24 protein-coding genes are annotated in these 24,420 nt (G+C 67.7%); 11 read left to right on the top strand and 13 right to left on the bottom strand.

The window, feature by feature from the left end; all coding sequences use genetic code 11:
- Positions 1-38 precede the first annotated feature (38 nt).
- On the bottom strand, positions 39-269 hold the full coding sequence (locus MF270_RS23005; protein ID WP_238368134.1) for a DUF2798 domain-containing protein: 231 nt from the start codon (positions 267-269) through the stop codon (positions 39-41).
- Between the two features lie 311 nt (positions 270-580).
- On the bottom strand, positions 581-1,234 hold the full coding sequence (locus tag MF270_RS23000; protein ID WP_238368133.1) for a peroxiredoxin: 654 nt from the start codon (positions 1,232-1,234) through the stop codon (positions 581-583).
- Between the two features lie 147 nt (positions 1,235-1,381).
- Here MF270_RS23000 and MF270_RS22995 point away from each other — a divergent pair, with 147 nt between their 5' ends.
- On the top strand, positions 1,382-2,827 hold the full coding sequence (locus MF270_RS22995; RefSeq protein WP_238368132.1) for an aldehyde dehydrogenase family protein: 1,446 nt from the start codon (positions 1,382-1,384) through the stop codon (positions 2,825-2,827).
- A 128-nt stretch (positions 2,828-2,955) separates the two neighbouring features.
- Here the strand turns inward: MF270_RS22995 and MF270_RS22990 are convergent, their stop codons facing one another.
- The 3 genes from MF270_RS22990 to pdxR all read right to left on the bottom strand — a co-directional run bounded on the left by MF270_RS22990 (position 2,956) and on the right by pdxR (position 7,090).
- Positions 2,956-3,603, bottom strand: coding sequence for an RluA family pseudouridine synthase (locus MF270_RS22990; RefSeq protein ID WP_238368131.1), 648 nt, complete (start codon positions 3,601-3,603; stop codon positions 2,956-2,958).
- A 113-nt stretch (positions 3,604-3,716) separates the two neighbouring features.
- Positions 3,717-5,489: a sulfoacetaldehyde acetyltransferase gene (gene xsc / locus MF270_RS22985; RefSeq protein WP_238368130.1), complete on the bottom strand. Its 1,773-nt coding sequence runs from the start codon at positions 5,487-5,489 to the stop codon at positions 3,717-3,719.
- A 134-nt stretch (positions 5,490-5,623) separates the two neighbouring features.
- Positions 5,624-7,090 carry a MocR-like pyridoxine biosynthesis transcription factor PdxR gene (gene pdxR / locus MF270_RS22980; protein ID WP_238368129.1) on the bottom strand — a complete coding sequence of 489 codons (1,467 nt, stop codon included), beginning with the start codon at positions 7,088-7,090 and terminating at the stop codon, positions 5,624-5,626.
- Positions 7,091-7,169: 79 nt separating this feature from the next.
- On the opposite strand from pdxR, the gene MF270_RS22975 reads away from it, so the two are divergent.
- On the top strand, positions 7,170-8,012 hold the full coding sequence (locus tag MF270_RS22975) for an oxygenase MpaB family protein (RefSeq protein WP_238368128.1): 843 nt from the start codon (positions 7,170-7,172) through the stop codon (positions 8,010-8,012).
- Positions 8,013-8,154: 142 nt separating this feature from the next.
- Here the strand turns inward: MF270_RS22975 and MF270_RS22970 are convergent, their stop codons facing one another.
- Together MF270_RS22970 and MF270_RS22965 are read right to left on the bottom strand one after the other, a co-directional pair.
- Positions 8,155-8,922, bottom strand: a complete 768-nt coding sequence (locus MF270_RS22970; RefSeq protein ID WP_238368127.1) for an SDR family NAD(P)-dependent oxidoreductase — start codon at positions 8,920-8,922, stop codon at positions 8,155-8,157.
- 1 nt (position 8,923) lies between these two features.
- Complete coding sequence (locus MF270_RS22965; RefSeq protein WP_238368126.1) at positions 8,924-9,376, bottom strand: MarR family winged helix-turn-helix transcriptional regulator; 453 nt, start codon at positions 9,374-9,376, stop codon at positions 8,924-8,926.
- A gap of 91 nt (positions 9,377-9,467) precedes the next feature.
- Here MF270_RS22965 and MF270_RS22960 point away from each other — a divergent pair, with 91 nt between their 5' ends.
- On the top strand, positions 9,468-9,944 hold the full coding sequence (locus MF270_RS22960; RefSeq protein WP_238368125.1) for a DUF3237 domain-containing protein: 477 nt from the start codon (positions 9,468-9,470) through the stop codon (positions 9,942-9,944).
- A gap of 54 nt (positions 9,945-9,998) precedes the next feature.
- Here the strand turns inward: MF270_RS22960 and MF270_RS22955 are convergent, their stop codons facing one another.
- Together MF270_RS22955 and dapE are read right to left on the bottom strand one after the other, a co-directional pair.
- Entirely contained in the window at positions 9,999-10,580 is a 582-nt protein-coding gene (locus MF270_RS22955) for a TIGR04282 family arsenosugar biosynthesis glycosyltransferase (protein ID WP_238368124.1), read from the bottom strand.
- Between the two features lie 5 nt (positions 10,581-10,585).
- On the bottom strand, positions 10,586-11,734 hold the full coding sequence (gene dapE / locus MF270_RS22950) for a succinyl-diaminopimelate desuccinylase (RefSeq protein ID WP_238368123.1): 1,149 nt from the start codon (positions 11,732-11,734) through the stop codon (positions 10,586-10,588).
- 347 nt (positions 11,735-12,081) lie between these two features.
- On the opposite strand from dapE, the gene MF270_RS22945 reads away from it, so the two are divergent.
- Positions 12,082-13,167: a Hint domain-containing protein gene (locus MF270_RS22945; protein ID WP_238368122.1), complete on the top strand. Its 1,086-nt coding sequence runs from the start codon at positions 12,082-12,084 to the stop codon at positions 13,165-13,167.
- 16 nt (positions 13,168-13,183) lie between these two features.
- On the opposite strand, the gene MF270_RS22940 is transcribed toward MF270_RS22945, so the two are convergent.
- Positions 13,184-14,533: an aminotransferase class III-fold pyridoxal phosphate-dependent enzyme gene (locus MF270_RS22940; protein WP_238368121.1), complete on the bottom strand. Its 1,350-nt coding sequence runs from the start codon at positions 14,531-14,533 to the stop codon at positions 13,184-13,186.
- Positions 14,534-14,645: 112 nt separating this feature from the next.
- On the opposite strand from MF270_RS22940, the gene smpB reads away from it, so the two are divergent.
- The 3 genes from smpB to MF270_RS22925 all read left to right on the top strand — a co-directional run bounded on the left by smpB (position 14,646) and on the right by MF270_RS22925 (position 17,434).
- Complete coding sequence (gene smpB / locus MF270_RS22935; RefSeq protein ID WP_238368120.1) at positions 14,646-15,122, top strand: SsrA-binding protein SmpB; 477 nt, start codon at positions 14,646-14,648, stop codon at positions 15,120-15,122.
- A 270-nt stretch (positions 15,123-15,392) separates the two neighbouring features.
- Complete coding sequence (gene sseA, locus MF270_RS22930; RefSeq protein WP_238368119.1) at positions 15,393-16,250, top strand: 3-mercaptopyruvate sulfurtransferase; 858 nt, start codon at positions 15,393-15,395, stop codon at positions 16,248-16,250.
- Positions 16,250-17,434: an amino acid aminotransferase gene (locus tag MF270_RS22925; protein WP_238368118.1), complete on the top strand. Its 1,185-nt coding sequence runs from the start codon at positions 16,250-16,252 to the stop codon at positions 17,432-17,434. Before sseA ends, MF270_RS22925 begins: the two co-directional genes overlap by 1 nt.
- Positions 17,435-17,501: 67 nt before the next feature.
- Here MF270_RS22925 and MF270_RS22920 read toward each other — a convergent pair whose 3' ends face one another.
- Positions 17,502-18,212 (bottom strand): metallophosphoesterase, encoded by a 711-nt coding sequence (locus MF270_RS22920; protein ID WP_238368117.1) that lies wholly within the window; start codon positions 18,210-18,212, stop codon positions 17,502-17,504.
- 132 nt (positions 18,213-18,344) lie between these two features.
- Here MF270_RS22920 and MF270_RS22915 point away from each other — a divergent pair, with 132 nt between their 5' ends.
- On the top strand, positions 18,345-19,211 hold the full coding sequence (locus MF270_RS22915) for a hypothetical protein (protein ID WP_238368116.1): 867 nt from the start codon (positions 18,345-18,347) through the stop codon (positions 19,209-19,211).
- Positions 19,212-19,310: 99 nt separating this feature from the next.
- Here MF270_RS22915 and serA read toward each other — a convergent pair whose 3' ends face one another.
- Positions 19,311-20,909 carry a phosphoglycerate dehydrogenase gene (serA, locus tag MF270_RS22910; RefSeq protein ID WP_238368115.1) on the bottom strand — a complete coding sequence of 533 codons (1,599 nt, stop codon included), beginning with the start codon at positions 20,907-20,909 and terminating at the stop codon, positions 19,311-19,313.
- Positions 20,910-21,003: 94 nt separating this feature from the next.
- Positions 21,004-22,158, bottom strand: a complete 1,155-nt coding sequence (locus tag MF270_RS22905) for a phosphoserine transaminase (RefSeq protein WP_238368114.1) — start codon at positions 22,156-22,158, stop codon at positions 21,004-21,006.
- Positions 22,159-22,376: 218 nt separating this feature from the next.
- Here MF270_RS22905 and serB point away from each other — a divergent pair, with 218 nt between their 5' ends.
- The 3 genes from serB (at position 22,377) to MF270_RS22890 (ending at position 24,419) form a co-directional block, all read left to right on the top strand.
- Positions 22,377-23,243, top strand: coding sequence for a phosphoserine phosphatase SerB (serB, locus tag MF270_RS22900; RefSeq protein WP_238368113.1), 867 nt, complete (start codon positions 22,377-22,379; stop codon positions 23,241-23,243).
- A gap of 374 nt (positions 23,244-23,617) precedes the next feature.
- Positions 23,618-23,947 (top strand): ArsR/SmtB family transcription factor, encoded by a 330-nt coding sequence (locus tag MF270_RS22895; RefSeq protein ID WP_238368112.1) that lies wholly within the window; start codon positions 23,618-23,620, stop codon positions 23,945-23,947.
- 4 nt (positions 23,948-23,951) lie between these two features.
- Positions 23,952-24,419 (top strand): SRPBCC family protein, encoded by a 468-nt coding sequence (locus tag MF270_RS22890; protein ID WP_238368111.1) that lies wholly within the window; start codon positions 23,952-23,954, stop codon positions 24,417-24,419.
- Position 24,420 lies beyond the last annotated feature (1 nt).

Below are 24,420 nucleotides of genomic sequence, written 5' to 3'. Positions count from 1 at the left end.
AGGGGCGCCGGGGGGGGCGCAGCCCCCGGCGCCGCCATTCAGGCGGGCCCGCGCATTAGCGTGCGCCGGGCCAGCCAGAAGGCCAGCGGCCCGACGCCCAGGCTGAGCACGAAGGCAATGGGCCAGGCCATGGCAAAGGTCGCCGGCCAGGCGGCCAGCCACTCGCGCGTCGCTCCCATGTGGATCAGCCCCATGATCCCGCTCATGGAAAACGCCATGAGGCAGGAGATGATGAGTTGCGACAGGATGACGATACGTTTCTCGAGCATCTTTCTCTCTTTTCGGTCAGGTCCGGCCGGGGCCGGATGAAGGGCCGGGAAAGAAGATGCGGGCGGATCGCACGGCGCACCTCTGCCCCGGCGGGGAAGGGTGCTGCGGGATCGCGGAGCGACGAAATCCCGCGCGGGAATCTCCGCGGGGTGGCCGGGGTAACCGGACCGGCCTGCCATTTTTCAGCTGACCCGATGATGGCGACGTGTCGGGCGCGGGGCAAGGCGCATTGCCCTGTGCGCCGGGGCACAGACGGACAAGGGGCGCCCGCCGGGGCGCCCCTTGTCGTCAATCCGGGCAGGCTGGCGGATCAGGCCGGGGCCTTGGTCGTGCGCAGGTAGGGCAGCTTGACGTCGATCTCGCCGTATTTCTCGCGCGCCTGGTCGTCGTTCAGCGAGGTGGCGACGACCACGTCCTGGCCGACCTCCCAGTTGGCGGGGGTGGCCAGGGGCTGGCCATAGGTCAGTTGCAGTGCATCGAGCGCGCGCAGCACCTCGCCGAAGTTGCGGCCGATGGTCATCGGGTAGGTCATGGACAGCTTCAGCTTCTTGTCCGGGCCGACGATGAAGACCGAGCGCACGGTGGCGCTGTCGGCGGGCGTGCGGCCATCGGGCAGGTAGGCCTCGGCGGGCAGCATGTCGAAGGCCTTGGCGACCTCGAGCCCGTCATCCGCGATGATCGGGAAGCCGGCCTTGGCGCCCGAATAGCTTTCGATGTCGCCCTTCCATTTCTTGTGGTCCTCGACCCCGTCGACGCTGACGCCGATCACCTTGGTGCCCCGCTTGGCCCATTCGTCGGCCAGTTGCGCCACGGCGCCGAATTCGGTCGTGCAGACGGGGGTGAAATCCTTGGGATGCGAAAACAGAATCGCCCAGCTGTCGCCGATCCAGTCGTGGAAGGTGATCGTGCCCTGGTCGGTCTCGGCGGTGAAGTTGGGGACGGTATCGTTGATGCGCAGACCCATGTCGTGTCCTTTCGTTTCGCATTGCGGAATGTGGCTCTCTCCATGGGGAAAGCTATAGTCGCAAGGGCGTGAATTAAAGGGGCCTGAGGGTTGCGGCAGATCTGCACGGGTGACAAGTTGCGCGCCAAACCCCGAGGAGGTCTTACCATGATCGAGAAACGACAGTTCTACATCAACGGCGCCTGGGTCGATCCGGCCAGGCCGCATGACCACGAGGTCATCAACCCCAGCACCGAAGAACCCTGCGCGATCATCTCGCTGGGATCGCAGGCCGATGCCGACGCCGCCGTCGCCGCCGCCAAGGCCGCGCTGCCCGGCTGGATGGCGACCGACCCCGCGGACCGCATCGCGCTGATGGAAAAGCTGGCCGAGATCTACAAGGCCCGGTCCGAGGACATGGCCCAGGCGATCAGCACCGAGATGGGTGCGCCCATCGACCTCGCGCGGTCGAGCCAGTGGGGCGCGGGCTATGGCCACCTCAAGACCTTCATCAAGGCCGGCAAGGCGTTCCAGTTCGAAAAGCCGCTGGGCGACCATGCGCCGAACGACCGGATCATCCACGAGGCGGTGGGCGTCTGCGCGCTGATCACGCCCTGGAACTGGCCGATGAACCAGGTGATGCTCAAGGTCGGCGCGGCCATGGTCGCCGGCTGCACCATGGTGCTGAAGCCGTCCGAAGAGAGCCCGCTGAACGCCCTGCTGCTGGCCGAGATGATCGACGAGGCAGGTTTTCCGGCGGGTGTCTTTAACCTGGTGAACGGCGATGGCGCGGGCGTCGGCTCGGCGCTGACGGCACACAAGGACGTGGACATGGTCAGCTTTACCGGCTCGACCCGCGCCGGGATCGCGATCTCGAAAAGCGCCGCCGAGACGCTGAAGAAGGTGCACCTGGAGCTGGGCGGCAAGGGGGCGAACCTTGTCTTCGCCGATGCCGATGACAAGGCCGTCAAGCGCGGCGTGCTGCACATGATGAACAACTCGGGCCAGTCCTGCAATGCGCCCAGCCGGATGATGGTGCAGGCCGAGGTCTATGACCAGGCGGTCGAGACCGCGGCCGAAGTGGCGTCGAAGGTCACCGTCGGCCCCGCGTCGGAAGAAGGTCGCCACATCGGCCCCGTCGTCAACGCCGTGCAGTGGGAGAAGATCCAGGGCCTGATCCAGAAGGGCATCGACGAAGGCGCCCGCCTTGTCGCCGGCGGCACCGGGCGCCCCGAGGGTCTGAACCGCGGCTTCTTTGTCCGCCCGACGGTCTTTGCCGACGTGACCCCCGACATGACCATCGCGCGCGAGGAAATCTTTGGCCCGGTCCTGTCGATCATGAAGTTCGAGACCGAGGAAGAGGCCGTCGCCATGGCCAATGACACGGAATACGGGCTGACCAACTACGTCCAGTCGGGCGATGCCACCCGCCGCCAGCGCCTCGCGCGCCAGCTGCGGTCCGGCATGGTCGAGATGAACGGCCAGCCGCGCGGCGCCGGCGCGCCCTTCGGCGGGATGAAGCAGTCGGGCAATGGCCGCGAGGGCGGCACCTGGGGCATCGAGGATTTCCTTGAGGTCAAGGCGGTCTCGGGCTGGGCGAATACCGACGCCTGACCCGCGCGCGCCATCGGCGTTCCCGACCTGAAAACGAAGAGGCGGCGCCCAATGCTGGCGTCGCCTCTTTCCGTTTCCGTCCGGCCGCCTCCGGCGGGAGTATTTGAAGAAAAATGAAAGCTGCGGGGCTAGAACGGGGCCTTGGCCCGGAACGTCATGCCGCGCCCGCCATCCGGGTGGCGCAGCCGCAGTTCTTCGGCATGCAGCATCATCCGAGGGTATCGCGCGGCCGTCTCGGGCGCATACAGCGGATCGCCCAGGATCGGATGCCCCAACGACAGCGTGTGCACGCGCAGCTGGTGTGACCGGCCGGATTTGGGCATCAGCTTGACGCGGCTCTCGTCGTCATCGGCCTTGACCACGCGCCACTCGGTCAGGGCGGGCTTGCCGGTCTCATGGCAGACCTTCTGCAATGGCCGGTTCGGCCAGTCGACGATCAGCGGCAGGTCCACCGTGCCGGTCTTCGGCTCGAGCCGCCCGGCCAGCCGCGCCACGTAGGTCTTCTTTGTCCCGCGCTTTTCGAATTGCAGGCCAAGGTGGCGCTGCGCATGGGGCGTCAGGCCATAGACCATGACGCCGGACGTATCCCGGTCGAGCCGGTGCACCAGCAGCGCGGTCGGAAACGCCTCCTGCACGCGGCTCAGCAGGCAATCTGCCAGGTGCGCCCCTTTGCCCGGCACGCTGAGCAGCCCGGCCGGCTTGTCGACGACCAGCAGCTCGTGGTCCTCGTGCAGCACGACAAGCGGATCTTCGGGCGGGTCATAGGGATCGGACATGACGCCCAGATACGTGCCCGCGCGCCCGCAGACAAGGGCACCGATCCGCTCTTCATTGTGCCCCTAAACTCCGGGGGTGTGGGGGCTGGCCCCCACGTGCCCGGCCTCGGCGCTCAGACCGCCTGGGGCTTCATGTCCGCCGGGTCGATCCCCGCGACCGCAACCGGCTTCTTCATCGCGTCGCGGCGGAAGGGTTCGCCCAGTTCCTGGTTGATCAGCGCCTCGATCAACGTGGTCGTGCCGGCCATCTGGTCCGCGATGGCCTGTTCCAGCGCCGCCTTCAGCTCGTCCATGGTCCGTGCGACGACGCCCTTCAGCCCGCAAGCCTGCGCAATGCCGGCATAGCTGACCTGCGTGTCCAGCTCGGTCCCGACGAAATTGTCGTCGTACCACAGGGTCGAGTTTCGCTTCTCCGCGCCCCATTGGTAGTTGCGGAACACGACCTGCGTGATCGCCGGCCATTCCCCGCGCCCGATGGCGGTCAGTTCCGTCACCGCGATGCCGAAGGCGCCGTCGCCGGAAAAGCCCACGACCGGCACGTCCGGACAGCCGATCTTGGCGCCGACGATGGAGGGCAGGCCATAGCCGCAGGGGCCGAAAAGGCCGGGGGCCAAGTACTTACGCCCCTGCTCGAAGGTCGGGTAGGCGTTGCCGATGGCGCAGTTGTTGCCGATGTCGGACGAGATGATCGCCTCTTTCGGCAGGGCGCTTTCGATGGCGCGCCAGGCCATGCGGGGGCTCATCCAGTCGGGCTTGTCGGCGCGGGCGCGTGCGTTCCAGGTCGTGCCCGGATCGTCGTCCTCGTGGTCCATGCCCGAAAGCTGCTGCGCCCAGGCGCTCTTGGTCTGCGCGATCAGCGCGCGGCGTTCGTCGCGCCCCTCGTCCCCGGCCGTGCCCGAGAGTTTCTCGAGGATCGACCGCGCCACCTTGCCCGCATCCCCGACGATGCCGACGCTGACCTTCTTGGTCAGCCCGATCCGGTCGGGATTGATGTCGACCTGGATGATCTTGGCCTCCTTGGGCCAGTAGTCAATCCCGTAGCCCGGCAGAGTCGAGAAGGGGTTGAGCCGCGTGCCAAGTGCCAGCACCACGTCGGCCCTGGCGATCAGCTCCATCCCCGCCTTGGACCCGTTGTAGCCCAGCGGCCCGGCGAACAGCGGATGCGAGCCGGGGAAGGCGTCGTTGTGCTGGTAGCCGACGCAGACCGGCGCATCGAGCCGCTCGGCCAGCGCCATCGAGTCCGGGATCGCCCCGGCCAGCACCACGCCCGCGCCGTTCAGGATCACCGGGAAGCGGGCGGTCGACAGCAGCTCGGCCGCCTTGTCCAGCGCCGCCTCGCCCCCGCCGGGGCGTTCGAACTCGACCACCTCGGGCAGGTCGATGTCGATCACCTGCGTCCAGTAATCGCGGGGCATGTTGATCTGCGCGGGCGCCGAGGCGCGGCGGGCGTTCAGGATCACGCGGTTCAGCACTTCGGCCACGCGCGACGGGTCGCGCACCTCTTCCTGGTAGGCGACCATGTCCTTGAACAGCGCCATCTGCTCGACCTCCTGGAAGCCGCCCTGGCCCAGCGTCTTGTTGGCGGCCTGCGGGGTGACCAGCAGCAGCGGCGTGTGGTTCCAGTAGGCGGTCTTGACGGCCGTCACGAAATTGGTGATGCCGGGGCCGTTTTGCGCGATCATCATCGACATCTTGCCGGAGGCGCGGGTGTAGCCATCGGCCATCATCCCGCCCGACCCCTCGTGCGCACAGTCCCAGAAGGTGATGCCGGCCTTGGGAAAGAGATCCGAGATCGGCATGAAGGCCGAGCCGATGATGCCGAAGGCATGTTCGATGCCGTGCATCTGCAGCACCTTCACGAAGGCTTCTTCGGTGGTCATTTTCATGGGCGGTCTCCTTGGTGGGATTCGGGGCATCTTCGGCCTTGGTCGGTTCAAGCAATAGGCCGGGCGGCGTGGAAAGTTTAGGGCCAATGCGCCCGTTGGCCTATAGCCACATCCCGCATGGATCGCCCAAAAAATCAGGCCTGCATGGCCGCGATCTCACGCGAAATCAGGGCGATTCCCGCTGCGATCCGGTCCATCGGGATCGACGAATACGCCAGCCGGTAAAAGTGCGCCGGAGGGGTCGCATCGGCAAAGAAGGGCGCGCCCGGCTCGATGATGACGCCCTGCGCGCGCAGCCGCTCGGTCAGCGCGGCGGTGTCGATCCCGTTCGGCGCGCGCATCCAGAAGGCCGAGCCGCCAAAGCGCGCCCGCCCGGCGATGTCGAGGCCCTGGGCGTTCAGCGCCTCTTCGGTCACGCGGCGGCGCTCGGCAAAGCGCTTGCCGGTGCGCCGGATCAGCGCGTCGTAATGGCCAAGCGACAGGAAATAGGCCGCCGTGCGCTGCATCAGCCCCGGCGGGTGGCGCAGCACGCTGGCGCGCAGGGCGCGGGCCTCGCGGATGAAGGGCTCGGACCCGACGAGGTAGCCGAGGCGCAGGCCGGGAAAGAGCGACTTGGAGAAGCTGCCGACATAGATCACCCGGCCATCGGGATCGAGGCTTTTCAGCGCGGGCAGGGGCGGCGAGAGGAAGGACATCTCGAACTCGTAATCGTCCTCGACGATCAGCGAGTCGAGGGCGCGGGCGCGGTCCAGCAGGGCTTGGCGGCGGGGCAGTGGCATGGTGGCCGTGGTCGGGCATTGGTGCGACGGCGTGACAAAGATCACGTCCGCCGCCTCGGGCAGCTGTTCGGGCGGCAGGCCGTCGCCGTCCACGTCGATGGGGGCGAGATGGCAGCGCGACTGCGTGAGGATGTCGCGCAGGGCGTGGTAGCCGGGGTTCTCGATCACCGCAGTCCGGCGCTGGGTCAACAGCACCTGCGCCGTGAGCCAAAGCGCATTCTGGGCGCCGAGGGTGACAAGGATCTCTTCGGGCCGGGCGGTGATGCCGCGCCGGGGCAGAGTATGGCGGGCGATGAATTCGACCAACTGCGGGTCGTCCTGGTCGTATTGGTCGGCGGTCTGGGCGGTGAAATCCTTCTGCCCCAGCGCCTGCACCGCGCAGAGCCGCCAGTTGGCGTGGTCAAACAGGGTCGGGTCCGCCTGGCCGTAGACGAAGGGGTACCGCGCCTCGGCCCAGTTGCCGGGCTTTTCGGGCGTGGCCCCGCCCGAGAACCGCTGGCCGATGGCGCGGGTCCAGTCGACGCGGTCGCGGTCGGGGCGGCGCGGGGGCGTCGGCGGCGGCTCGGGCGCGTTGTCGCTGACGTAATAGCCCGAGCGGCCGCGCGCGGTGAGGTAGTCGTTGGACAGCAGTTCGGTGTAGGCGAGCGTGACCGTGATCCGGCTGACCCCGAGGTGGGTCGCCAGCTTGCGCGACGAGGGCAGCTTTTCGCCCGGCCGGAAGCGACCCGACAGGATGCCGCCCGCGATCATCTGCTGGATGCGCGCCTGCAGGGTGCCTTGCCCGGCCGGGTCGAGGAACAGGGTTTCGACGGGGATCGCCATGGCGGAAGGCTAACTGGCGCCAAACCGCTCGGCAACTGGCCTCATGGCGCGGCGGGGGAAGCTGTGGCACATTCGGGCCATGACAGACGCGCCCGACTTCGACATGGACCTTGCCCGGGCCGAAGCCATCGCGCGGCGGCTGAGCACGCTGACCTTCGCCTGGGATATCGAGAAGGCGCTCGAATTCGCGCTGTTCCGCACCTACGCGGTGCCGGCGATCTCGGGCCTGCTGGCGCGGACCGGGGCCTTCGAGACGGCCACCCGCAAGCGATATGACGACACCGAATTGCTGCTGTCCGAGCCGATGGAGCATGGGCTCGACAGCGCCCGGGGGGCCGAGGCCATCGCCCGGATCAACGCGATCCACGGCCGCTTCCGGATCGACAATCGAGAGATGCTTTACGTGCTCAGCACCTTCGTGCTGGAGCCGATCCGGTGGATGGAGCACTACGGTTGGCGGCCCTTCACGGGTGAGGAAAAGCGCGCCTGGGTCCTGGTCTACCGTGCGCTGGGCGCCCGGATGGGGATTGCGGATATCCCCGAGGACCTGGCCGGGTTCGAGGCGCTGAACGCAGCCTACGAGGCCACGCAGTTTCGCCAGGCCGAGAGCAATGCGCGCATCGGCAAGGTGACGCTGGACCTGCTGCTGGGGTTCTACGCGCCGAAGGTCCTGTTCCCGGTTCTGCGGCCGGTGGCCTATTGCCTGATGGACCGGCCCCTGCTTGTGGCGATGGGCTTTCCCGAGCCGCCGCGCTGGCTGCGGTGGGTCGTGCTCGGTGGGATGAAGGCGCGGGCCATGGTGCTACGGGAGCTGCCGAAGCGGCGGCGGCCGCGGTTCATCACGGCGCGGAAGCGGCCGACCTACCCGGGTGGATATGTTATTTCGCAGCTGGGGAACGGGCCGGTGGGCGCGGGACGCTGAGCGGGGCGCGTCTGGCGGATCGGGTTTGCATATTTGGGGAAAGGTGAAAACTGCGGCCCGTGCGGGGCGGCGGCCGTGGATTGAGTATTTGTGGAATAGTGAAAGCAGGGGGGGGCGCGGACCTGGGCCCGCGCCGATGGGTTCAGCGCGGGGCCATGCGGATCGCGCCGTCGAGGCGGATCGTCTCGGCGTTCAGCATGGAGTTTTCCACGATGTGCTGTGCCATGGCCGCGAATTCGGCCGGATCGCCGAGGCGCGAGGGGAAGGGGACCTGCTGGCCAAGGCTCTTCTGTGCGTCTTCTGGCAGGGAGGCCAGCAGCGGCGTCTTGAATATGCCCGGCGCGATGGTACAGACCCGGATGCCGTATTGGCTGAGGTCGCGCGCCATGGGCAGGGTCATGCCGACGATGCCGCCCTTGGAGGCGGAATAGGCGATCTGGCCGATCTGGCCGTCGAAGGCCGCGACCGAAGCGGTGTTGACGATGACGCCGCGCTCGCCGTCCTCGGTCACCGGGTCGCCCGCCGCCATGACGGCGGCCGCCTGGCTGGCGCAGTTGAACGTGCCGGTGAGGTTCACCGCGATGCACTTGGCGAAGGTGCCCGCATCATGCGGCGCGCCGCGGCTGACGGTCTTGGCTGCCGGGCCGATGCCGGCACAGTTGACCAGGATCTGCAGCCCGCCGCGCGCGTCCTTGACCGCTGCGATGCCGGCGGCGACGCTTTCGGGGTCGCTCACGTCGACCTTGTGGAAGGCGCCGTTCAGCTCGGCCGCCTTGGCCTCGCCCGCTTCGGCGTTCATGTCGAAGACGGTGACATGGGCGCCGGCGGCGGCCAACGCCTCGGCCACGGCCGCGCCGAGGCCCGAGGCCCCGCCGGTCACGATGGCGGTGGTTTCGGAAGTGATCTTCATCTCAGCTCTCCTCGCTCTGGATTGTCGAAAGCAGGGCCGTCAGCTGCTGGGCCTCGGCATCGGACAACCCCGACATGATGGTGCGCTCGGCGCCCTGGATGGCGTCGCGGGCGCGGATGTAGAAGTCCTGGCCGGCTTCGGTCGGGTGCAGCGCATAGGCACGGCGGTCGCCGGGCACGCGTTCGCGGGTGATCAGGTCGCGGCTTTCCAGCTCGTCCACGATCACCACGGTGCCCGAGCGTTCGATGGCCAGCGCGCGGCTGATCTCGGATTGCGAGATGCCGGGGTTGCCGATCACCACCGAGAGCACCGAGAAATTGCGCTGGGTCAGCTGGAATTCGTCGAGAACCGGCTTGAGGTCGCGGTGAATGCGCATGTAAGCCCGCTTCATCCGGTAGCCGAGGATGGATTCCAGGTCTGACAGGTCGGGGGCGCGTTTCTCGGTGTCCACCATGTGTCCGGCCCTCCCCGCCAGGAAATCGGTGTTGCAACAGTTCGGAAACCGAACGATGCCGAAGGAACAGCCAGAGGGAGGCTTTGTCAACATGTCCGCGACGTCCATTTTACCGGCGCCCAGCCTGAGCCATGTGTGTGACCTGACGGTCGCGCTGGATCCGATCCGCGAGATGGGGCGCGGGCGGGCCGGGCAGCGGCGGATCATTCCCATCGTCGGGGGCGTGATGGAGGGACCGCGGCTGAACGGGCGCATCCTGAACGTGGGCGCCGACTGGCAGACGATCTGGGAGGGCGGCGTGGCCGAGCTGGACACGCGCTATGCGCTCGAGACCGATGATGGGGCGCTGATCGAGATCATCAACTACGGGTTTCGCCATGGGCCGGCCGAGGTGATGGCGCGGGTCGCGGCGGGCGAGGAGGTCGACCCGGGCGCCTATTACATGCGCACCCATGCAAAGCTCGAGACCGGGGATGCGCGCTACGATTGGGTGAACCGGACGCTCTTTGTCGGGACCGGGGCGCGGATGGCGGGGCAGGTGAAGATGTCGATCTTTGCCATGGACTAGCCTGCGGTCAGGCCGTGGTGCCCGTGGCAGGGGCAGGATGCCTCCGGCGGGAGTTTAGGGGCACAATGAAGCGGGCAGATCCGCAAGCGTGTCGACGTCGCGCAAGGTGTCGGTTGTCGCAAGGCGCAGATGACCGAGTTGCGCCCGCGTGTCGGCCAGGGTCTGCGGGCTGGACCAGCGGATGTTGCGGAACAGCGGGCGCGGGGCCGGGGCGGAGGGCGAGAGGCCGACCAGCCAGAAGCCGCCGTCCTCCGAGGGGCCGAAGACCATGTCGTGGCTGGCGAGACTGTGCAGCGCGCGCGCGATATGGGCCGGGGTCACGCCGGGGATGTCCGAGCCGATGAGGACAGCCGGGGCGGGGCGTTCGGCGCGCAACAGGCGCTCCATCCGGGCGCCGAGGTCGCCGGGGCCTTGCGCGCGGCGCGTGCCGGCGGGCAAGGCACGGCTGGTCAGCGCGCTGTCGGGCGCAACGGCAAGGGTGATGTCCCAGCGCGGGTCCGTGAGGCGGCGGGTGAGGCGCGCCAACTGGTGCCGGTACCACCAGGCAGCGGGGACCAGGCCGATGTCCTGCCCAAGGCGGGTCTTGACGCGGCCTGCCCGGGGTTCCTTGGCCATGATGATCAGGCGGGGGCGCATGGCCCTCAGGCGAAGTAATCGGTGAGGATGCGGGAATAGATCGCCTTGAGCTGGGTGATCTGCTGGGTGGGCACGCATTCGTCGACCTGGTGCATGGTCTTGCCGACCAGGCCGAATTCCACCACAGGACAGTGCGATTTCACGAACCGCGCGTCGGACGTGCCGCCAGTGGTCGAAAGCTCGGGCGTGACGCCGGTCTCGGCGGCGACGGCGCGCGACACGAGGTCCGACAGCTCCCCCGGCGGGGTCAGGAAGCTTTCGCCCGAGATCTTGAGCCGCATGTCGATGGTGACGCCGAATTCCTCGGCGACCTTGGCCGCCTCGGCCTCGAGCCACTCGGTCAGCGAGGCGCCGGAATGGCTGTCGTTGAAGCGGATGTTGACCGTGCCGGTGCAGCGTGCCGGGATCACATTGGTGACGATGTTGCCGGTGTCGATGGTCACCACGGCGAGGGTCGAGGGGTCGAAATGCTCGGTTCCCTTGTCCAGCTCGTGGCTCGCCAGCCGGTCCATCAGCCGCGACATGGCCGGCAGCGGATTGCGCGCGCGGTGCGGGTAGGCGGAATGGCCCTGCACGCCTGTCACGGTGAACCAGGCCGACATCGACCCGCGGCGGCCGATCTTGATCATCTCGCCCATGGTGTTGGGGCAGGTCGGCTCTCCGACCAGGCAGTGCGTCATGCGCTCGCCCTGCTCATCCATCCAATCCAGCAGGGCGGTGGTGCCGTCTACGGCATCGCCTTCCTCGTCCCCGGTGATGGCCAGGATTACGGCGCCGTCCGGGGGCGTCTGGCGCACGAAATCCACCGCCGCGGCGGCAAAGGCGGCGACGCCCGATTTCATGTCCGTCGCACCGCGGCCGTACATCACGCCGTCCACGATCTCGGCGGCAAAGGGCGGGTGGGTCCAGGCCGCCGCATCGCCGATCGGCACCACGTCGGTATGGCCGTTGAACCCGAAGGACTTGTTCGCCCCCCTGGCGCCCCAGCGGGCGTAGAGGTTGGCGATGCCGCCCCGGTCGACGCGGGTACAGGTGAAACCCGCGTCGGTCAGCAGCTCCTCGAGCAGGACCAGCGCGCCGCCCTCCTCGGGCGTGACCGAGGCGCAGCGGATCAGCCGGGCGGTCAGGTCGACGGGATCGACGGGTGTGCTCATGCGGGCCTCCTGTAGCTGCGCCTTGGATGCGTGGTCGCGGCGCGGGCTTCAAGCAAAAAATGTGGCACAAAGGCCGCAGCGGGGCGGGGCAGGCCGGGCCCTTGGTCAACAAGCCATTTGCAAATCCGCGCCGCCATGGGACCATCAGGCCAAGGATAAAAAAACCGCCCCGAGGCAGGGCACAGGCGCGGCCGCGACCCCGAGCAGGGCCAGCCCGCAGATCGAACCGGACCCGTCGCGCACCCTTGGGGGCGGGGCCTGTCCGTCGTCCTGCCCTGTGTGCGGCCCAAGAGGCACCGCATGACCGCCGCATTGCACTCCGTGATCCCTGCCCCTGGCAGGCCCGCATGACCTGGCTCGCGCTGGCCACGCACGAGATGGCGCGCTTTCACCCGGCCGGCATCGGGTGCGACAAGCCCGCCGGCAGCATCGGCGCGAGCGAGCTTCTGCCGCGCGGGTCGATGATGATCGAAACGCGGATCTCGGCTGATGCGCGGCCGCAAAGCCTGCTGGAATTCAAGCGCATGCATCCCTGGAAGGGGCGCGTGTCGGTGCAGGCGATTCCGGGCGGGGCGATTGCGCTGATCCTCGTGCAGGGGACGGACGTGTTCCACACCGTCCTGTCGCATGGCACCGACCGGCGGGCGGACGTGTTGCGCATCACCTACAGCTGGGATGCGCCCCGGCGTTGGGGCCGGCTGGCGATCGAGCGGCCCGAAAGCGAAGGCGTGGTGATGGTCGAGACGCCGCCGCCGCCGCCGCTGATGCTCGAGGATATCCGCGTCATGGCCGAACGGCCGCGGCTGCGCCGGATGGATCGCGACATGATCTATTTTGCCGTGTCGGACCGGGTCGAGCCGCTGGGTCCGATGCCGGGCCTGACCATGGCCGCGCCGGTCGCGGTGCCCGGCGGTACGCGGCCCGCGCGCGACCTGCGTCCCGGCGACCTGGTCGAGACGCGCGAGCGGGGGGCCATCCCGGTGGCCGAGGTCATCTCCCGCGTGGTGCCGGCCCAGGGCAGCTTCGAGCCGATCCGCCTCCGCGCCCCCTATTTCGGTCTGACGCGCGACGTGGTGGTCGCTCCGCAGCAGCGGCTGGTGATCGGCGGGTCCGAAGTCGAATACCTCTTTGGCAAGGAATCCGTGCTGGTGCCGGCCCAGCACCTTGTCCACGGTTCTGCCGCCGTCGCCGAACGCGGTCATGCGCTGGTGCGCTACACGCAGGTGCTGCTGGCCGGCCATGAAACGCTCGACGTCATGGGCGCCCCGATGGAGAGCTTCTACCTGGGCCGTATTCGCCGCCACCCGCTGACCCATGCGGCGAGCCTCGTGGCGCACATCCCGCGCAGCCGGCTGCCGGAACATGCCCATTCCGGGCACCGGGTGCTGGCCCCGTTCGAGGCAATCACCTTGGCGGAAGCCCGCGCCGCGTAAGGCGCGGGCACCGGTGTCACGCGGCCGACAGGCCCGCGTCGATGGCCGAGAGCATGGTGGCGATCTCACCCTCGGTGATGATCAGCGGCGGCGACATCATGATGTTGTTGCCCGAAGGCCGGACCATCGCGCCGCTCTCGTAGATCACCTTGTGGATCTTGCCCACGGTGGCCGCATCCAGCGGCGTCCTGGCGGCCTTGTCCGACACCAGCTCGAACGCGGTCATCAGCCCGTGGCCGCCGCGCACGTCACCGATCAGGCTGTGCTTGCCCGCCAGCGCCTTGAGGCCGTCGTACAACTGCTTGCCCCGTGCGGCGGCATTGGCGCGCAGGTCCAGCCGCTGGGTTTCCGCGAGGCAGGCGACGACCGCCGCCGCGCCGACCGGGTGGGCGGAATAGGTGTAGCCGTGGTAGATGCCTTCGCTCTCCGGCGCGGTCTCGAACACCTCGGCCACCTGGCCCGCGATCAGCGCCGCGCCGACCGGGTAGTAGCCGCTGGTGATGCCCTTGGCGGTGCTCATCATGTCCGGCTGCACGCCCCAGTGCCGCGCGCCAGACCAGTCGCCGGTGCGTCCAAAGCCCGTGATCACCTCGTCCGAGATCATCAGGATGCCGTGGCGGGTGCAGATCTCGCGCATCAGGGGCATGAAGGTTTCATGCGGGACGATCACGCCGCCGGCGCCCTGGATCGGCTCCATGATGAAGGCGGCGATGGTGCCCGCGCCTTGGAATGCGATCTCGTCCTCCATCGCCTGGGCAATCAGCTGCGCCAGCTTGGCGGGGTCGGTCTCGTGGAACGGGTTGCGGTAGGTGTAGGGCGACGGCAGGTGGAAACAGCCCGCCAGCAGCGGCTCGTAGGCGGTGCGGAAGCGGTTGTTGCCGTTCACGCTTGCGCCGCCGAAATGGGTGCCGTGGTAGCCCTTCTTGAGGCTGAGGAACTTCACCCGGCCGGGCTTGCCCCGCAGCTTGTGGTACTGGCGGGCAAGGCGCAGGCAGGTCTCGACCGAATCCGAGCCGCCCGAGGTGAAGAAGACGCGCTCCATCCCGTCCTCGGCAAAGAACTCCTGCACGGCATAGGCGGCCTCGATCGCGGGCGGGTTCGAGGTGCCGAAGAAGGCCGAGTAATAGGGCAGAGTGCCCAGCTGGTCTGAGATGGCCTGTTTCACCGCATCGTTCGAATAGCCGAGGTTGACGCACCAGAGCCCGCCCACGCCGTCGATGGCGCTGTGGCCGTCGATGTCGGTGATCCGCACGCCCTCGGCGCTTTGCACGATGGTGGGCGGGTTGGCCCGGGCGACGCCGGGATGGCCCATCGGGTGCCAGAGCTGGCGGGCGTTGTTCTCTTTGAGGAAGTTGGCGTCTTTCATGGGGCACCTCTGGCAAACCGTTCGCGGCGGACGGTATCACGCGGCCCGGGGCACAGGAAGCGGCGCGCGACACGTGGACAGCGCGCCTTCGAGCCACTAGATACGCCTGACCATGGCCAAGAACCCGAAATCAGATCCGAACTACAAGGTGATCGCCGAGAACCGGCGGGCCCGCTACGATTACGCGATCGAGGACGACCTCGAATGCGGGATCATGCTGCAGGGGTCCGAGGTGAAGTCGCTGCGCGAGAACACGGCCAATATCGCGGAAAGCTACGCGGCGGTCGAGAATGGCGAGCTGTGGCTGGTCAACAGCTACATCGCCCCCTACGAGCGCGCCATGTTCGGCCACGAGGAACGCCGCCGCCGCAAGCTGCTGGTCAGCCGCAAGGAGCTGGCGCGCCTCTGGAACGAGACCCAGCGCAAGGGCATGACGATCGTGCCGCTGGTGCTGTACTTCAACCACAAGGGCATGGCCAAGCTGAAGGTGGGCATCGCCAAGGGCAAGAAGGTCCACGACAAGCGCGAGACCGAGGCCAAGCGCGACTGGAACCGCCAGAAACAACGCCTGCTACGCCAGGGCGGCTGACCGGGTCGGGCGCATGTGGCGGGCGTTTGCCTCCGCATTGGGCGGATGCACGGGTCGCGGGTCCGGGATGCCTCCGGCGGGAGTTTATTGGCAAGATGAAGCAGGGGATCCGATCCTTCATTCATCTTGCCCCTAAACTCCGGGGAGTGTGAGGGGCTGGCCCCTCACTCCGACCCACGTCTCATGCGCCGCGCACTGAGTTTGGCTTGCCACCCCTTCCCCCCGGATGTAGGGAAGGCGGCGACCGAAATCAGCCCGAGGGCCCGAGGCATGGCGCAGGACGATCCCCGCACGCTCGTATCGACCGACTGGCTTGGCCGGCATCTGAAGGATCCCGACCTCAGGATCCTCGATGCCTCCTGGTACCTGCCCGCCATGGAGCGGGACGGGAAAGCCGAGTACGCGGCGCAGCACATTCCCGGCGCGCGCTACTTCGACATCGACGAGATCAGCGACCTGCGCAGCGCGCTGCCGCACATGGCCCCGCCGGTCGAGAAGTTCATGAGCCGCATGCGCGCCATGGGCGTCGGCGACGGCCACCAGGTGGTGGTCTATGACGGCGCCGGGATCTTTTCCGCCGCCCGCGTCTGGTGGTTGTTCCGGCTGATGGGCCAGATGGACATCGCCGTGCTGGACGGGGGCCTGCCCAAGTGGCTGGCCGAGGGGCGTGAGGTCGAGGACCTGCCCCCCGTCATCCGCGACCGCCACATGACCGTCCGCCGCCAGAACCAGCTGGTCAAGGACGTGACGCAAGTGGGCGCGGCCTCCAAGCTCGGCGATCATGAGATCATCGACGCCCGCGGCCCGGCGCGGTTCCGGGGCGAGGAACCCGAGCCGCGCGACGGGCTGCGGTCGGGGCATATCCCCGGCTCGAAGAACGTCTATTACCGCGACCTCGTGACCGAGGACGGCACGATGAAGGAGGCGGCGGAGCTGCGCGCCACCTTCGAGGCCGCCGGCGTCGACCTTTCCAGGCCCGCGATCACCACCTGCGGCTCGGGCGTGACCGCCGCCATCCTCAGCCTCGCGCTGGAGCGCATCGGCAAGACCGACCATTCGCTTTATGACGGGTCCTGGGCCGAATGGGGCCAGTTCCCCACCCTGCCCGTCGCAACCGGAGACAACTGATGTTCGAGACCCTCAAGGAACTGCCGGGCGACAAGATCCTGGCGTTGATGGAGCTCTACCGCGACGACCCGCGGGCCGAAAAGATCGACCTGGGCGTCGGCGTCTACAAGGACGCGACCGGCAAGACGCCCGTCATGCGCGCGATCAAGGCCGCCGAGAAGCAGCTGTGGGACCAGCAGGACAGCAAGTCCTACGTCGGCCTGCTGGGCGACAAGGCGTTCAACGACGCCATGGTCGAACTGGTGCTGGGCGATGCCGTGGCCCGGGATACCGTCGCCTCGGCCGCGACGCCGGGCGGCACGGGTGCCGTCCGCCAGGCCTTTGAGCTGGCCGTGCGCGCCAACCCGGATGTGACCGTCCACGTGTCGAACCCGACCTGGCCGAACCACGTGTCGATCCTGACCTACCTGAAGCTGCCGACTCAGACCTACCGCTACTTCGACGAGGACACCTGCGTGGTGGACTTCGACGGGATGCTCGAGGACCTCAAGAAGGTCAAGAAAGGCGACCTGGTCCTGCTGCACGGCTGCTGCCACAACCCGACCGGCGCCAACCTGTCGATGCCGCAATGGCGCGAGGTCGTGGCCGTCTTGCAAGAGACCGGCGCGATCCCGATGATCGACATCGCCTACCAGGGCTTCGGCGACGGGCTCGACGCGGATGCCGAGGGCACGCGCCTTATCGCCGCCTCCTGCCCCGAGGTGATCATCGCCGCCTCCTGCTCCAAGAACTTCGGCGTCTACCGCGAGCGGACCGGCATCCTGATGACCGTGACGCATGACACGTCGCGCACCGCGATCAACCAGGGCACGCTGGCGTTCCTGAACCGGCAGAACTATTCCTTCCCGCCGGACCACGGCGCCCGCGTCGTCACCATGGTACTGACCGATCCCGAGCTGCGCGCCGACTGGAAAGCCGAGCTGGAGGATGTCCGGCTTGGCATGCTCAAGCTGCGCGAACAGCTGGCGGGCGAGTTCCAGAAACTGTCTGGCTCGGACCGCTTCGCCTTTGTCGCCACGCACCGCGGCATGTTCTCGCGCCTCGGGTTGACCGAGGAGATGGTGATGAAGCTGCGCAAGGATAACGGCATCTACATGACCGGGGACAGCCGCATCAATATCGCCGGCCTCAACGCCCAGACCGTGCCGGTGCTGGCCAAGGCCGTGATCGACGCCGGCGGCTGAACCGGATCGACGCGAAATCAGACGGGCGCGCTTCCACGCGGGGCGCGCCCTTTTTCGTGGGCGGGGCCTAGATCTCGACCCGGCCGTGACGGGTCAGCAGCCAGCCCCGCGTGCCCTCCAGCACCAGCGGCCAAAGCTTGCGCCCGTAGCCTGTGCCACCGTCCATGTTGATGCGGTTCGGATAGCGCATCGGCGCCTCGAGCGCGGTGTGGCCATGCACCACGAGTTTCTCGAAGGGGGCGTCATGCTCGAGAAAGGGCGTGCGGATCCACAGCAGGTCATCCTCGACCTGCGCGGTCAGCGGCACACCCGGCCGGACCCCGGCATGGCAAAAGAACACATCCTCGGTGTCATGGCTCAGGCGCAGGCTGCCGAGAAAATCGACATGGGACTGCGGCACCGCCTCCAGGGCGTCGCGCCGCAGCTCGGAGAGCGGCCGGTCCAGCCCCTCGACCCCGTAGGAGCCCAGCGTGGTGCGTCCACCGACGTTGTCGTGCAGCCAGCTGATGCCTGACCGGATGTTGCGGTCATGCACGATCTCGCGGGTCAGGAACCATTGCATCATCCGGTCGTGGTTGCCCTTGAGCACGGTCCAGTCGCGCCCCGCGGCGATCCCGTCGATCAGCCGCTGGATCACGCCGCGGGCATCGGGCCCGCGATCCACCAGGTCGCCCAGGAACACGATCCGGGCATCCGGCCCGCCGTCGGCCTCGATCTTCTCGAGCGCCCAGTCCAATTCCCCGGAAAAACCGTGGATATCCCCCAAGACATAAATCATGGCGTGACGGATATCCGCGTGGGCGGGATTGTCCAGAGGAGTGAAGGCAAATTTAACCAATCTTCTTCATCAAGGGCGACAGCGTGGCAGAACGCCACGTTTGCGGGCACGGGCTGGATGGAGTGCAGGGCGATGGCGGCAGGACGAAGAGGGGCGGCGCTGCTGGTGCTGGGCCTGCTGTGCGGCTGTGCCGCGCCGATGGGCCCGCAGGCGCCGATTGCCAGCGTCGCGCCGTCGCCCGGCAAGGTGCTGGCCGCGCAAGAGGCGCGCGCCCTTGTCGAACGCGAACGGGTGGAGGCCGCCGCGCGCGCCCGGGCCGAGGCGCAGGCGAGGGCCGAAACGGCCCGCAAGGCCCGGGAAGAGGCCGCCGCGGCCCGGCGCGAGAAGGTGGCGAACGAGCGGATGCAGAAACTGGCGCAGGCCCGGACCAAGGAGAATACGTTGCTGGCCCGGCGCAAGGCCCAGATCGCCGCAAAGGAGCGCGAGGCCGTGATCGCCGCGCAGCGGGCCGCCGCCGCCCAGGCCGCGCACGAGGCGGCGAAGGCGGCGATCCCCGTCTACCCCTCGACCCCCGGGCGGCCTTACACCGCCATCGGCCCGATCCGCGCGGTGGTCACCCGCCTGCTGCCGATCGAAGAGGCCCCGTCCGAGGCCAAGGCCATCGACGCCCTGCGCGAAGTGGCGCTGAAGCAGGGCGCGGATGGCATCATCCATGTCAGCGTGTCCGAGATGCACCGCGTGCCGATGACCGGCGGTGGGCGCACGGCCACCGGGCTTGCCGTGCTGTTCCCGGACCCGGCGCCCGCGCCCGCCGGCCCCGCCCCGATGAGCGCGATGCGCACGGCGCCTGTCGCCTTTGTCCGCCCGGCGGTGGCTCCGCGGGCTGCAGTGCCGGTGCCGGTGCCGCAGGCGTCCCGATCCGTGTCTCTGCCACCACCCGCCACCCTGCCCGCGCGGCTGCCCGGGGCCGATTCGCTGTTGGCGCCAGAGGAAGGCTGACCGCCAAGCCGCCGCGGATCGCTTGCCGATACCGCAAAAAAAAACCGCCGCCCGCGGGATGCGGACGGCGGTCATGTCATGGCCGATGGCCGGGGCGGGTCAGGCCACGTCGAAACTCAGCGTCTTGACCTGGCCGAACATGCCGGTCGCGCAAAGCTCTTTCAGCGCCTCCTCCTGCACGGCCTCGTCGACGTAGAGCAGGGCGATCGCCTCGCCGTTGGCCTCTTTCCGGCCGAGGGTGAAGTTGGCGATGTTCACGCCATGCTTGCCCATGGTCATGCCCAGGGTGCCGATGATGCCCGGCACGTCCTCGTTGGTGGTGTAGACCATGTGGGCGCCGACCTCGGCGTCAATGTTGATGCCCTTGATCTGGATGAACCGCGGCTTGCCGTCGCTGAACACCGTCCCGGCCACCGACCGCTCGCGCTTGTCGGTCACCACGGTCACCTTGATGTAGCCGTCGAAGGCGCCCGACTTGGCCTGGTTGGTGGTCGAGATGTTGATCCCGCGCTCGGTCGCGATGACCGGGGCCGAGACCATGTTCACGTCCGGGTTCGCGCGCTTCATGATACCGGCGATGACCGCGCAGTTCAGCGCGTTCAGGTTCATGGTCGCGGCGACACCGTCGTAAAGGATGTTGATCGCCTTGATCGGCTCGTCCGTCATCTGGCCGACGAAGTTGCCCAGGTGCTCGGCCAGCTTGACCCAGGGGCCCATGACCTTGGCTTCCTCGGCCGTCATCGAGGGCATGTTCAGCGCGTTTTCAACGGCGCCGTCCAGCAGGTAGTTGGCCATCTGCTCGGCCACCTGCAGGGCGACGTTTTCCTGCGCCTCGGTGGTGGCGGCGCCGAGGTGCGGCGTGCAGACCACGTTGGGCAGGTTGAACAACGGGTTCTCGGTCGCCGGCTCGACCGAGAAGACGTCAAAGGCGGCACCGGCCACGTGGCCGGACTTCAGCATGTCGGCCAGCGCTTCTTCGTCCACCAGGCCGCCGCGGGCACAGTTGATGATCCGCACGCCCTTCTTGGTCTTGGCGAGGTTCTCGCGCGACAGGATGTTGCGGGTCGTGTCGGTCAGCGGCACGTGCAGGGTGATGAAATCGGCGCGCTTGAGCAGGTCGTCGAGGTTCTCGATCTTCTCGACGCCCATCTTGTCGGCCTTTTCCTGGCTCAGGAAGGGGTCGAAGGCGATGACCTTCATCCGCAGGCCCTTGGCGCGGTCGCAGACGATGCCGCCGATGTTGCCGGCGCCGATCACGCCCAGGGTCTTGCCGGTCAGCTCGACGCCCATGAACTTGGACTTCTCCCACTTGCCGGCATGGGTCGAGGTGCTGGCCTCGGGGATCTGGCGCGCCACCGCGAACATCATCGCGATGGCATGTTCCGCCGTCGTGATCATGTTGCCGAAGGGCGTGTTCATCACGATGATGCCCTTCTTGGAGGCGGCTTCCTTGTCGACGTTGTCGACACCGATGCCGGCGCGCCCGATCACCTTGAGGTTGGTCGCCTTCTCGATGATCGACGGCGTCACCTTGGTGGCCGAGCGGATGGCGAGGCCATCGTAATTGCCGATGATCTCGGCCAGTTTTTCCTTGTCCTTGCCGACTTCGGGCATGAAGTCGACTTCGATGCCGCGATCCTTGAAGATCTGCACGGCAGCGGCGGAAAGCTTGTCGGAAATGAGAACCTTGGGGGCCATGTCTCTGGTCCTTGGATGGAAGGAGGGGGAGGGTGGGCGCCGCGCGCCCACCTGGAAAGGGGTGTCTTGGAAGTTGGGCCGCAGGCCCGCCGGATCAGGCCGCCTCGGTCTGCTCGGCCAGGACCTCTTCGAAGGCCCAGGTCAGCCAGGTCGTCAGCTTTTCGACATCCGACGATTCGACCGTGGCACCGCACCAGATGCGCAGCCCGGCCGGGGCATCCCGGTAGGCGCCGATGTCATGGGCGGCGTTCTGGTCGTCCAGCTTCTTGGCCACGGCCTTGGCAAAGGCCGCGCCGTCCTTGATCCGGTCGTCGGTGAACTTGAGGCAGACGCTGGTGTTCGACCGCGTGGCCGGGTCGGTCGCCAGGTTGGCGATCCAATCGTTGCGATCGCAGAAGTCCCACAGCACCTTGGCGTTGGTGTCCGCACGCTTCATCAGCGCGGGCAGCCCGCCGATCTTGCGCGCCCAGTCCAGCGCGACAAGGTAATCCTCGACCGCCAGCATCGAGGGCGTGTTGATCGTCTCGCCCTTGAAGATGCCTTCGATCAGCTTGCCGCCCTTGGTCAGGCGGAAGATCTTGGGCATCGGCCAGGCCGGGGTGTAGCTTTCCAGCCGTTCGACGGCGCGGGGGCTGAGGATCAGCATGCCATGCGCCGCTTCGCCGCCCATCACCTTCTGCCAGGAGAAGGTCGTAACGTCGAGCTTGTCCCAGGGCAGGTTCATCGCGAAGGCGGCCGAGGTGGCGTCGCAGATCGTGAGGCCCGCGCGGTCTGCGGGGATCGCGTCGCCGTTCGGCAGGCGGACACCGCTCGTGGTGCCGTTCCAGGTAAAGACGACGTCGGTGTCGAAGTCGATGGTGGTGAAGTCGACGATCTCGCCGTATTCGGCGGTCTTCACCTCGGCCTCGATCTTGAGCTGCTTGACCACGTCGGTGACCCAGCCGGCGCCGAAGCTTTCCCAGGCGACCATGGTCGCCGGGCGTGCGCCCAGCAGCGACCACATGGCCATCTCGACGGCGCCGGTGTCGGACGCGGGCACGATGCCGATCTTGTAATCGGCGGGGATGCCGAGGATCTCGCGCGTGCCTTCGATGGCGGCGGCGAGCTTGTCCTTGCCGATCTTGGCACGGTGCGAGCGCCCGAGGGCGGCATCGGCCAGCATGTCGACAGTGAAATGAGGGATCTTGGCGCAGGGGCCAGAGGAGAAACGCGGATTTGCCGGCCGCGTTGCCGGGTGCTTGATAGCCATGTCGGCCTAACCTTCCAGATAGATGCCCCTCGTTGGGGAGGGGTGTCCCGCGGTCGGATGTATGGGGAGGCGCGAAAACGCGCAAGACGGAAAATGCGTCCGAATGGTCGCATCCGGGCTGGAATGCGATTGCGGGCGTTCCGATCGGAAACTTGGGCTGCGGGCTGGATTTGCCGCGCGCGGCGGGCTAAGGGGCCGCAAACCGCAGGAGGTGGCCCATGTATATCGCAACCCTGATCGCCCGGCCGGGCCAGCTGGACGCGGCGCTTGTCGAAAGCCTGCGCAATGCCTGGGGCGGCGGCGACGCGCTGTGGCTGGCGCCAGACGAGGCGGCGGAGTTCCCGCTCGCAGTGATGCCGGCGAATCGCTGGGACGTCTGGGCCGACATCCAGCCGCTGGGCGTGGACCTGATGGTGCAGCCGGTCGAGGGGCGGCGCAAGCGGCTGCTGATCGCCGACATGGACAGCACGATGATCCAGCAGGAATGCATCGACGAGCTGGCCGATGTCGCCGGCGTCGGCGCCCGGGTCAAGGAGATCACCGCGCGGGCGATGAACGGCGAGCTGGATTTCGAAGGCGCGCTGATCGAACGGGTCGGCCTGCTCAAGGGCCTGCCCGAGGGGATGATCGCCGATGTGCTCGAAACGCGGATCACCCTGATGCCCGGCGGCCCCGAACTGCTGGCCACCATGCGCCGCGACGGCGCCTATGCGGCGCTGGTCTCGGGCGGGTTCACGGCCTTCACGGCGGCCGTGGCGGGCCAGCTCGGCTTTGACGAGAACCGCGCCAACACCCTCATCATCGAGGGCGGCGCGCTGACCGGAGAGGTCGGCCGCCCGATCCTTGGCCGCGACGCCAAGGTGCAGGCGCTGACCGAGATTTCCGCCCGCTTGGGCCTGACGCCCGCCGATGCCATCGCCGTGGGCGACGGGGCGAACGACCTTGGCATGCTTGGCCTCGCCGGCACAGGCGTCGCGCTGCATGCCAAGCCCAGCGTGGCCGCCGAATGCGACGTGCGCGTCAATCATGGCGACCTGACGGCGCTGCTGTTCCTGCAAGGCTACGCGCGGTCGGACTTCGCCTGAGCGTTTCGCCGGGCGGATCCGTCAGGAGCGAGGGGCCAGCCCCTCGCGCTCCCCGGAGTTTATTGGCAAGATGAAGGGGATCGGGGCGCGCCTGGCCAGAACGTTGCGCTCTGCTTGTCCGTCGAAGTCTGCTGCCGTGGACATTGGCACGGTCAGTCGTGGCCAGCACCGTCGCCCCTGCTTTCACTTTTCCCCAAATACTCGTTCCGACGGCGCAGCCTTGGCTGACCGCGGGGTTCGTGCGGGGCGCCGGGGCGAGGGGCCGGCTGCTTCCGACGGCTTTGCCCGGGGTTGGGACGGGGCCGACTCCGAGTGATTTATGGAATCTTTAATTAACGGTTGTGTGAAATAAAGGAATCGGTCATGCTTGACCCATGATCGACATGACCCGCACCTTCGCTGCCCTCTCGGACCCGACTCGCCTGAGTTTGGTCGAGTACCTGATGCGGCAAGGCGAGCAACCCGCCGGTGCTCTGTCCGAGCTGACCGACATCTCCGCCCCGGCCGTGTCGCGCCACCTCAAGGTGCTGCGCGAGGCTGGCGTGATCGGGCAGCGCGTCGCCGGAACCCACCGCTATTACAGCGTGAATCCCGAGGCGATGCGGGCCATCGCGAGCTGGACCATGGATCACAAGGCGTTCTGGGCTGGCAGCCTCGAGCGGCTGGACGGGTTGCTGGCCATTGACCCCGAAGGAGAGGAGTAGACCCATGCGCGACCTGGACTTCATCCGCGACTACGACGTGGAGGTGATGCGCCTCTGGCGGGCGGTGACCACGCCGGTGCAATTGCTGCAATGGTTCGGGCCCGAGGGTGTCTTCATTGACGCCTGCGAGATGGACTTCGAGCGCCCGGGCCCCTGGTGGTGCGCCATGCGGGGCAAGGAGAGTTACCAGGTCTTCAAGGTGTCCGGCCAGGTCACCAGCGTGCATCCGCCCGAAGACGGGCGCGGCAGCGTCAGCTTTACCTGGGCCTGGCATGACGCGGCAGACCGGCGCGGGCCCGAGAGTTTCGTGAGCTTTACCGTCGAGGCGACCGCCGCGGGCGCCCGGCTGACGCTGAGCCACCGCGAGCTGGCCGATACCGAGACGGCGCAGGATCATACGACGGGCTGGCTGTCGACCCTGCGCAAGCTCGATCGTTTTTTCGGAAAGACCTTGGCTGAACAGGAGGATTGAT

This window comes from Mesobacterium pallidum, assembly GCF_019966535.1.
Lineage (GTDB): Bacteria > Pseudomonadota > Alphaproteobacteria > Rhodobacterales > Rhodobacteraceae > Mesobacterium > Mesobacterium pallidum.
The sequence above is the reverse complement of the archived record's forward strand: the minus strand, read 5'-3'. Positions and strand labels throughout refer to the sequence as shown.

Excerpts from the sequence above, each read along its gene's own strand:
- MF270_RS23005 (WP_238368134.1), bottom strand. The coding sequence starts at position 269 with ATGCTCGAGAAACGTATCGTCATCCTGTCGCAACTCATCATCTCCTGC.
- dapE (WP_238368123.1), bottom strand. The coding sequence starts at position 11,734 with ATGAGCACACCCGTCGATCCCGTCGACCTGACCGCCCGGCTGATCCGC.
- sseA (WP_238368119.1), top strand. The coding sequence starts at position 15,393 with ATGGCGCAGGACGATCCCCGCACGCTCGTATCGACCGACTGGCTTGGC.
- MF270_RS22965 (WP_238368126.1), bottom strand. The coding sequence starts at position 9,376 with ATGGTGGACACCGAGAAACGCGCCCCCGACCTGTCAGACCTGGAATCC.
- MF270_RS22890 (WP_238368111.1), top strand. The coding sequence starts at position 23,952 with ATGCGCGACCTGGACTTCATCCGCGACTACGACGTGGAGGTGATGCGC.
- pdxR (WP_238368129.1), bottom strand. The coding sequence starts at position 7,090 with ATGGCGATCCCCGTCGAAACCCTGTTCCTCGACCCGGCCGGGCAAGGC.
- MF270_RS22940 (WP_238368121.1), bottom strand. The coding sequence starts at position 14,533 with ATGAAAGACGCCAACTTCCTCAAAGAGAACAACGCCCGCCAGCTCTGG.
- MF270_RS22925 (WP_238368118.1), top strand. The coding sequence starts at position 16,250 with ATGTTCGAGACCCTCAAGGAACTGCCGGGCGACAAGATCCTGGCGTTG.
- serB (WP_238368113.1), top strand. The coding sequence starts at position 22,377 with ATGTATATCGCAACCCTGATCGCCCGGCCGGGCCAGCTGGACGCGGCG.
- xsc (WP_238368130.1), bottom strand. The coding sequence starts at position 5,489 with ATGAAAATGACCACCGAAGAAGCCTTCGTGAAGGTGCTGCAGATGCAC.
- MF270_RS22955 (WP_238368124.1), bottom strand. The coding sequence starts at position 10,580 with ATGCGCCCCCGCCTGATCATCATGGCCAAGGAACCCCGGGCAGGCCGC.
- MF270_RS22905 (WP_238368114.1), bottom strand. The coding sequence starts at position 22,158 with ATGGCTATCAAGCACCCGGCAACGCGGCCGGCAAATCCGCGTTTCTCC.
- MF270_RS22975 (WP_238368128.1), top strand. The coding sequence starts at position 7,170 with ATGACAGACGCGCCCGACTTCGACATGGACCTTGCCCGGGCCGAAGCC.
- MF270_RS22895 (WP_238368112.1), top strand. The coding sequence starts at position 23,618 with ATGATCGACATGACCCGCACCTTCGCTGCCCTCTCGGACCCGACTCGC.
- MF270_RS22960 (WP_238368125.1), top strand. The coding sequence starts at position 9,468 with ATGTCCGCGACGTCCATTTTACCGGCGCCCAGCCTGAGCCATGTGTGT.
- MF270_RS22945 (WP_238368122.1), top strand. The coding sequence starts at position 12,082 with ATGACCTGGCTCGCGCTGGCCACGCACGAGATGGCGCGCTTTCACCCG.
- MF270_RS23000 (WP_238368133.1), bottom strand. The coding sequence starts at position 1,234 with ATGGGTCTGCGCATCAACGATACCGTCCCCAACTTCACCGCCGAGACC.
- serA (WP_238368115.1), bottom strand. The coding sequence starts at position 20,909 with ATGGCCCCCAAGGTTCTCATTTCCGACAAGCTTTCCGCCGCTGCCGTG.
- MF270_RS22915 (WP_238368116.1), top strand. The coding sequence starts at position 18,345 with ATGGCGGCAGGACGAAGAGGGGCGGCGCTGCTGGTGCTGGGCCTGCTG.
- MF270_RS22990 (WP_238368131.1), bottom strand. The coding sequence starts at position 3,603 with ATGTCCGATCCCTATGACCCGCCCGAAGATCCGCTTGTCGTGCTGCAC.
- MF270_RS22920 (WP_238368117.1), bottom strand. The coding sequence starts at position 18,212 with ATGATTTATGTCTTGGGGGATATCCACGGTTTTTCCGGGGAATTGGAC.
- MF270_RS22995 (WP_238368132.1), top strand. The coding sequence starts at position 1,382 with ATGATCGAGAAACGACAGTTCTACATCAACGGCGCCTGGGTCGATCCG.
- smpB (WP_238368120.1), top strand. The coding sequence starts at position 14,646 with ATGGCCAAGAACCCGAAATCAGATCCGAACTACAAGGTGATCGCCGAG.
- MF270_RS22970 (WP_238368127.1), bottom strand. The coding sequence starts at position 8,922 with ATGAAGATCACTTCCGAAACCACCGCCATCGTGACCGGCGGGGCCTCG.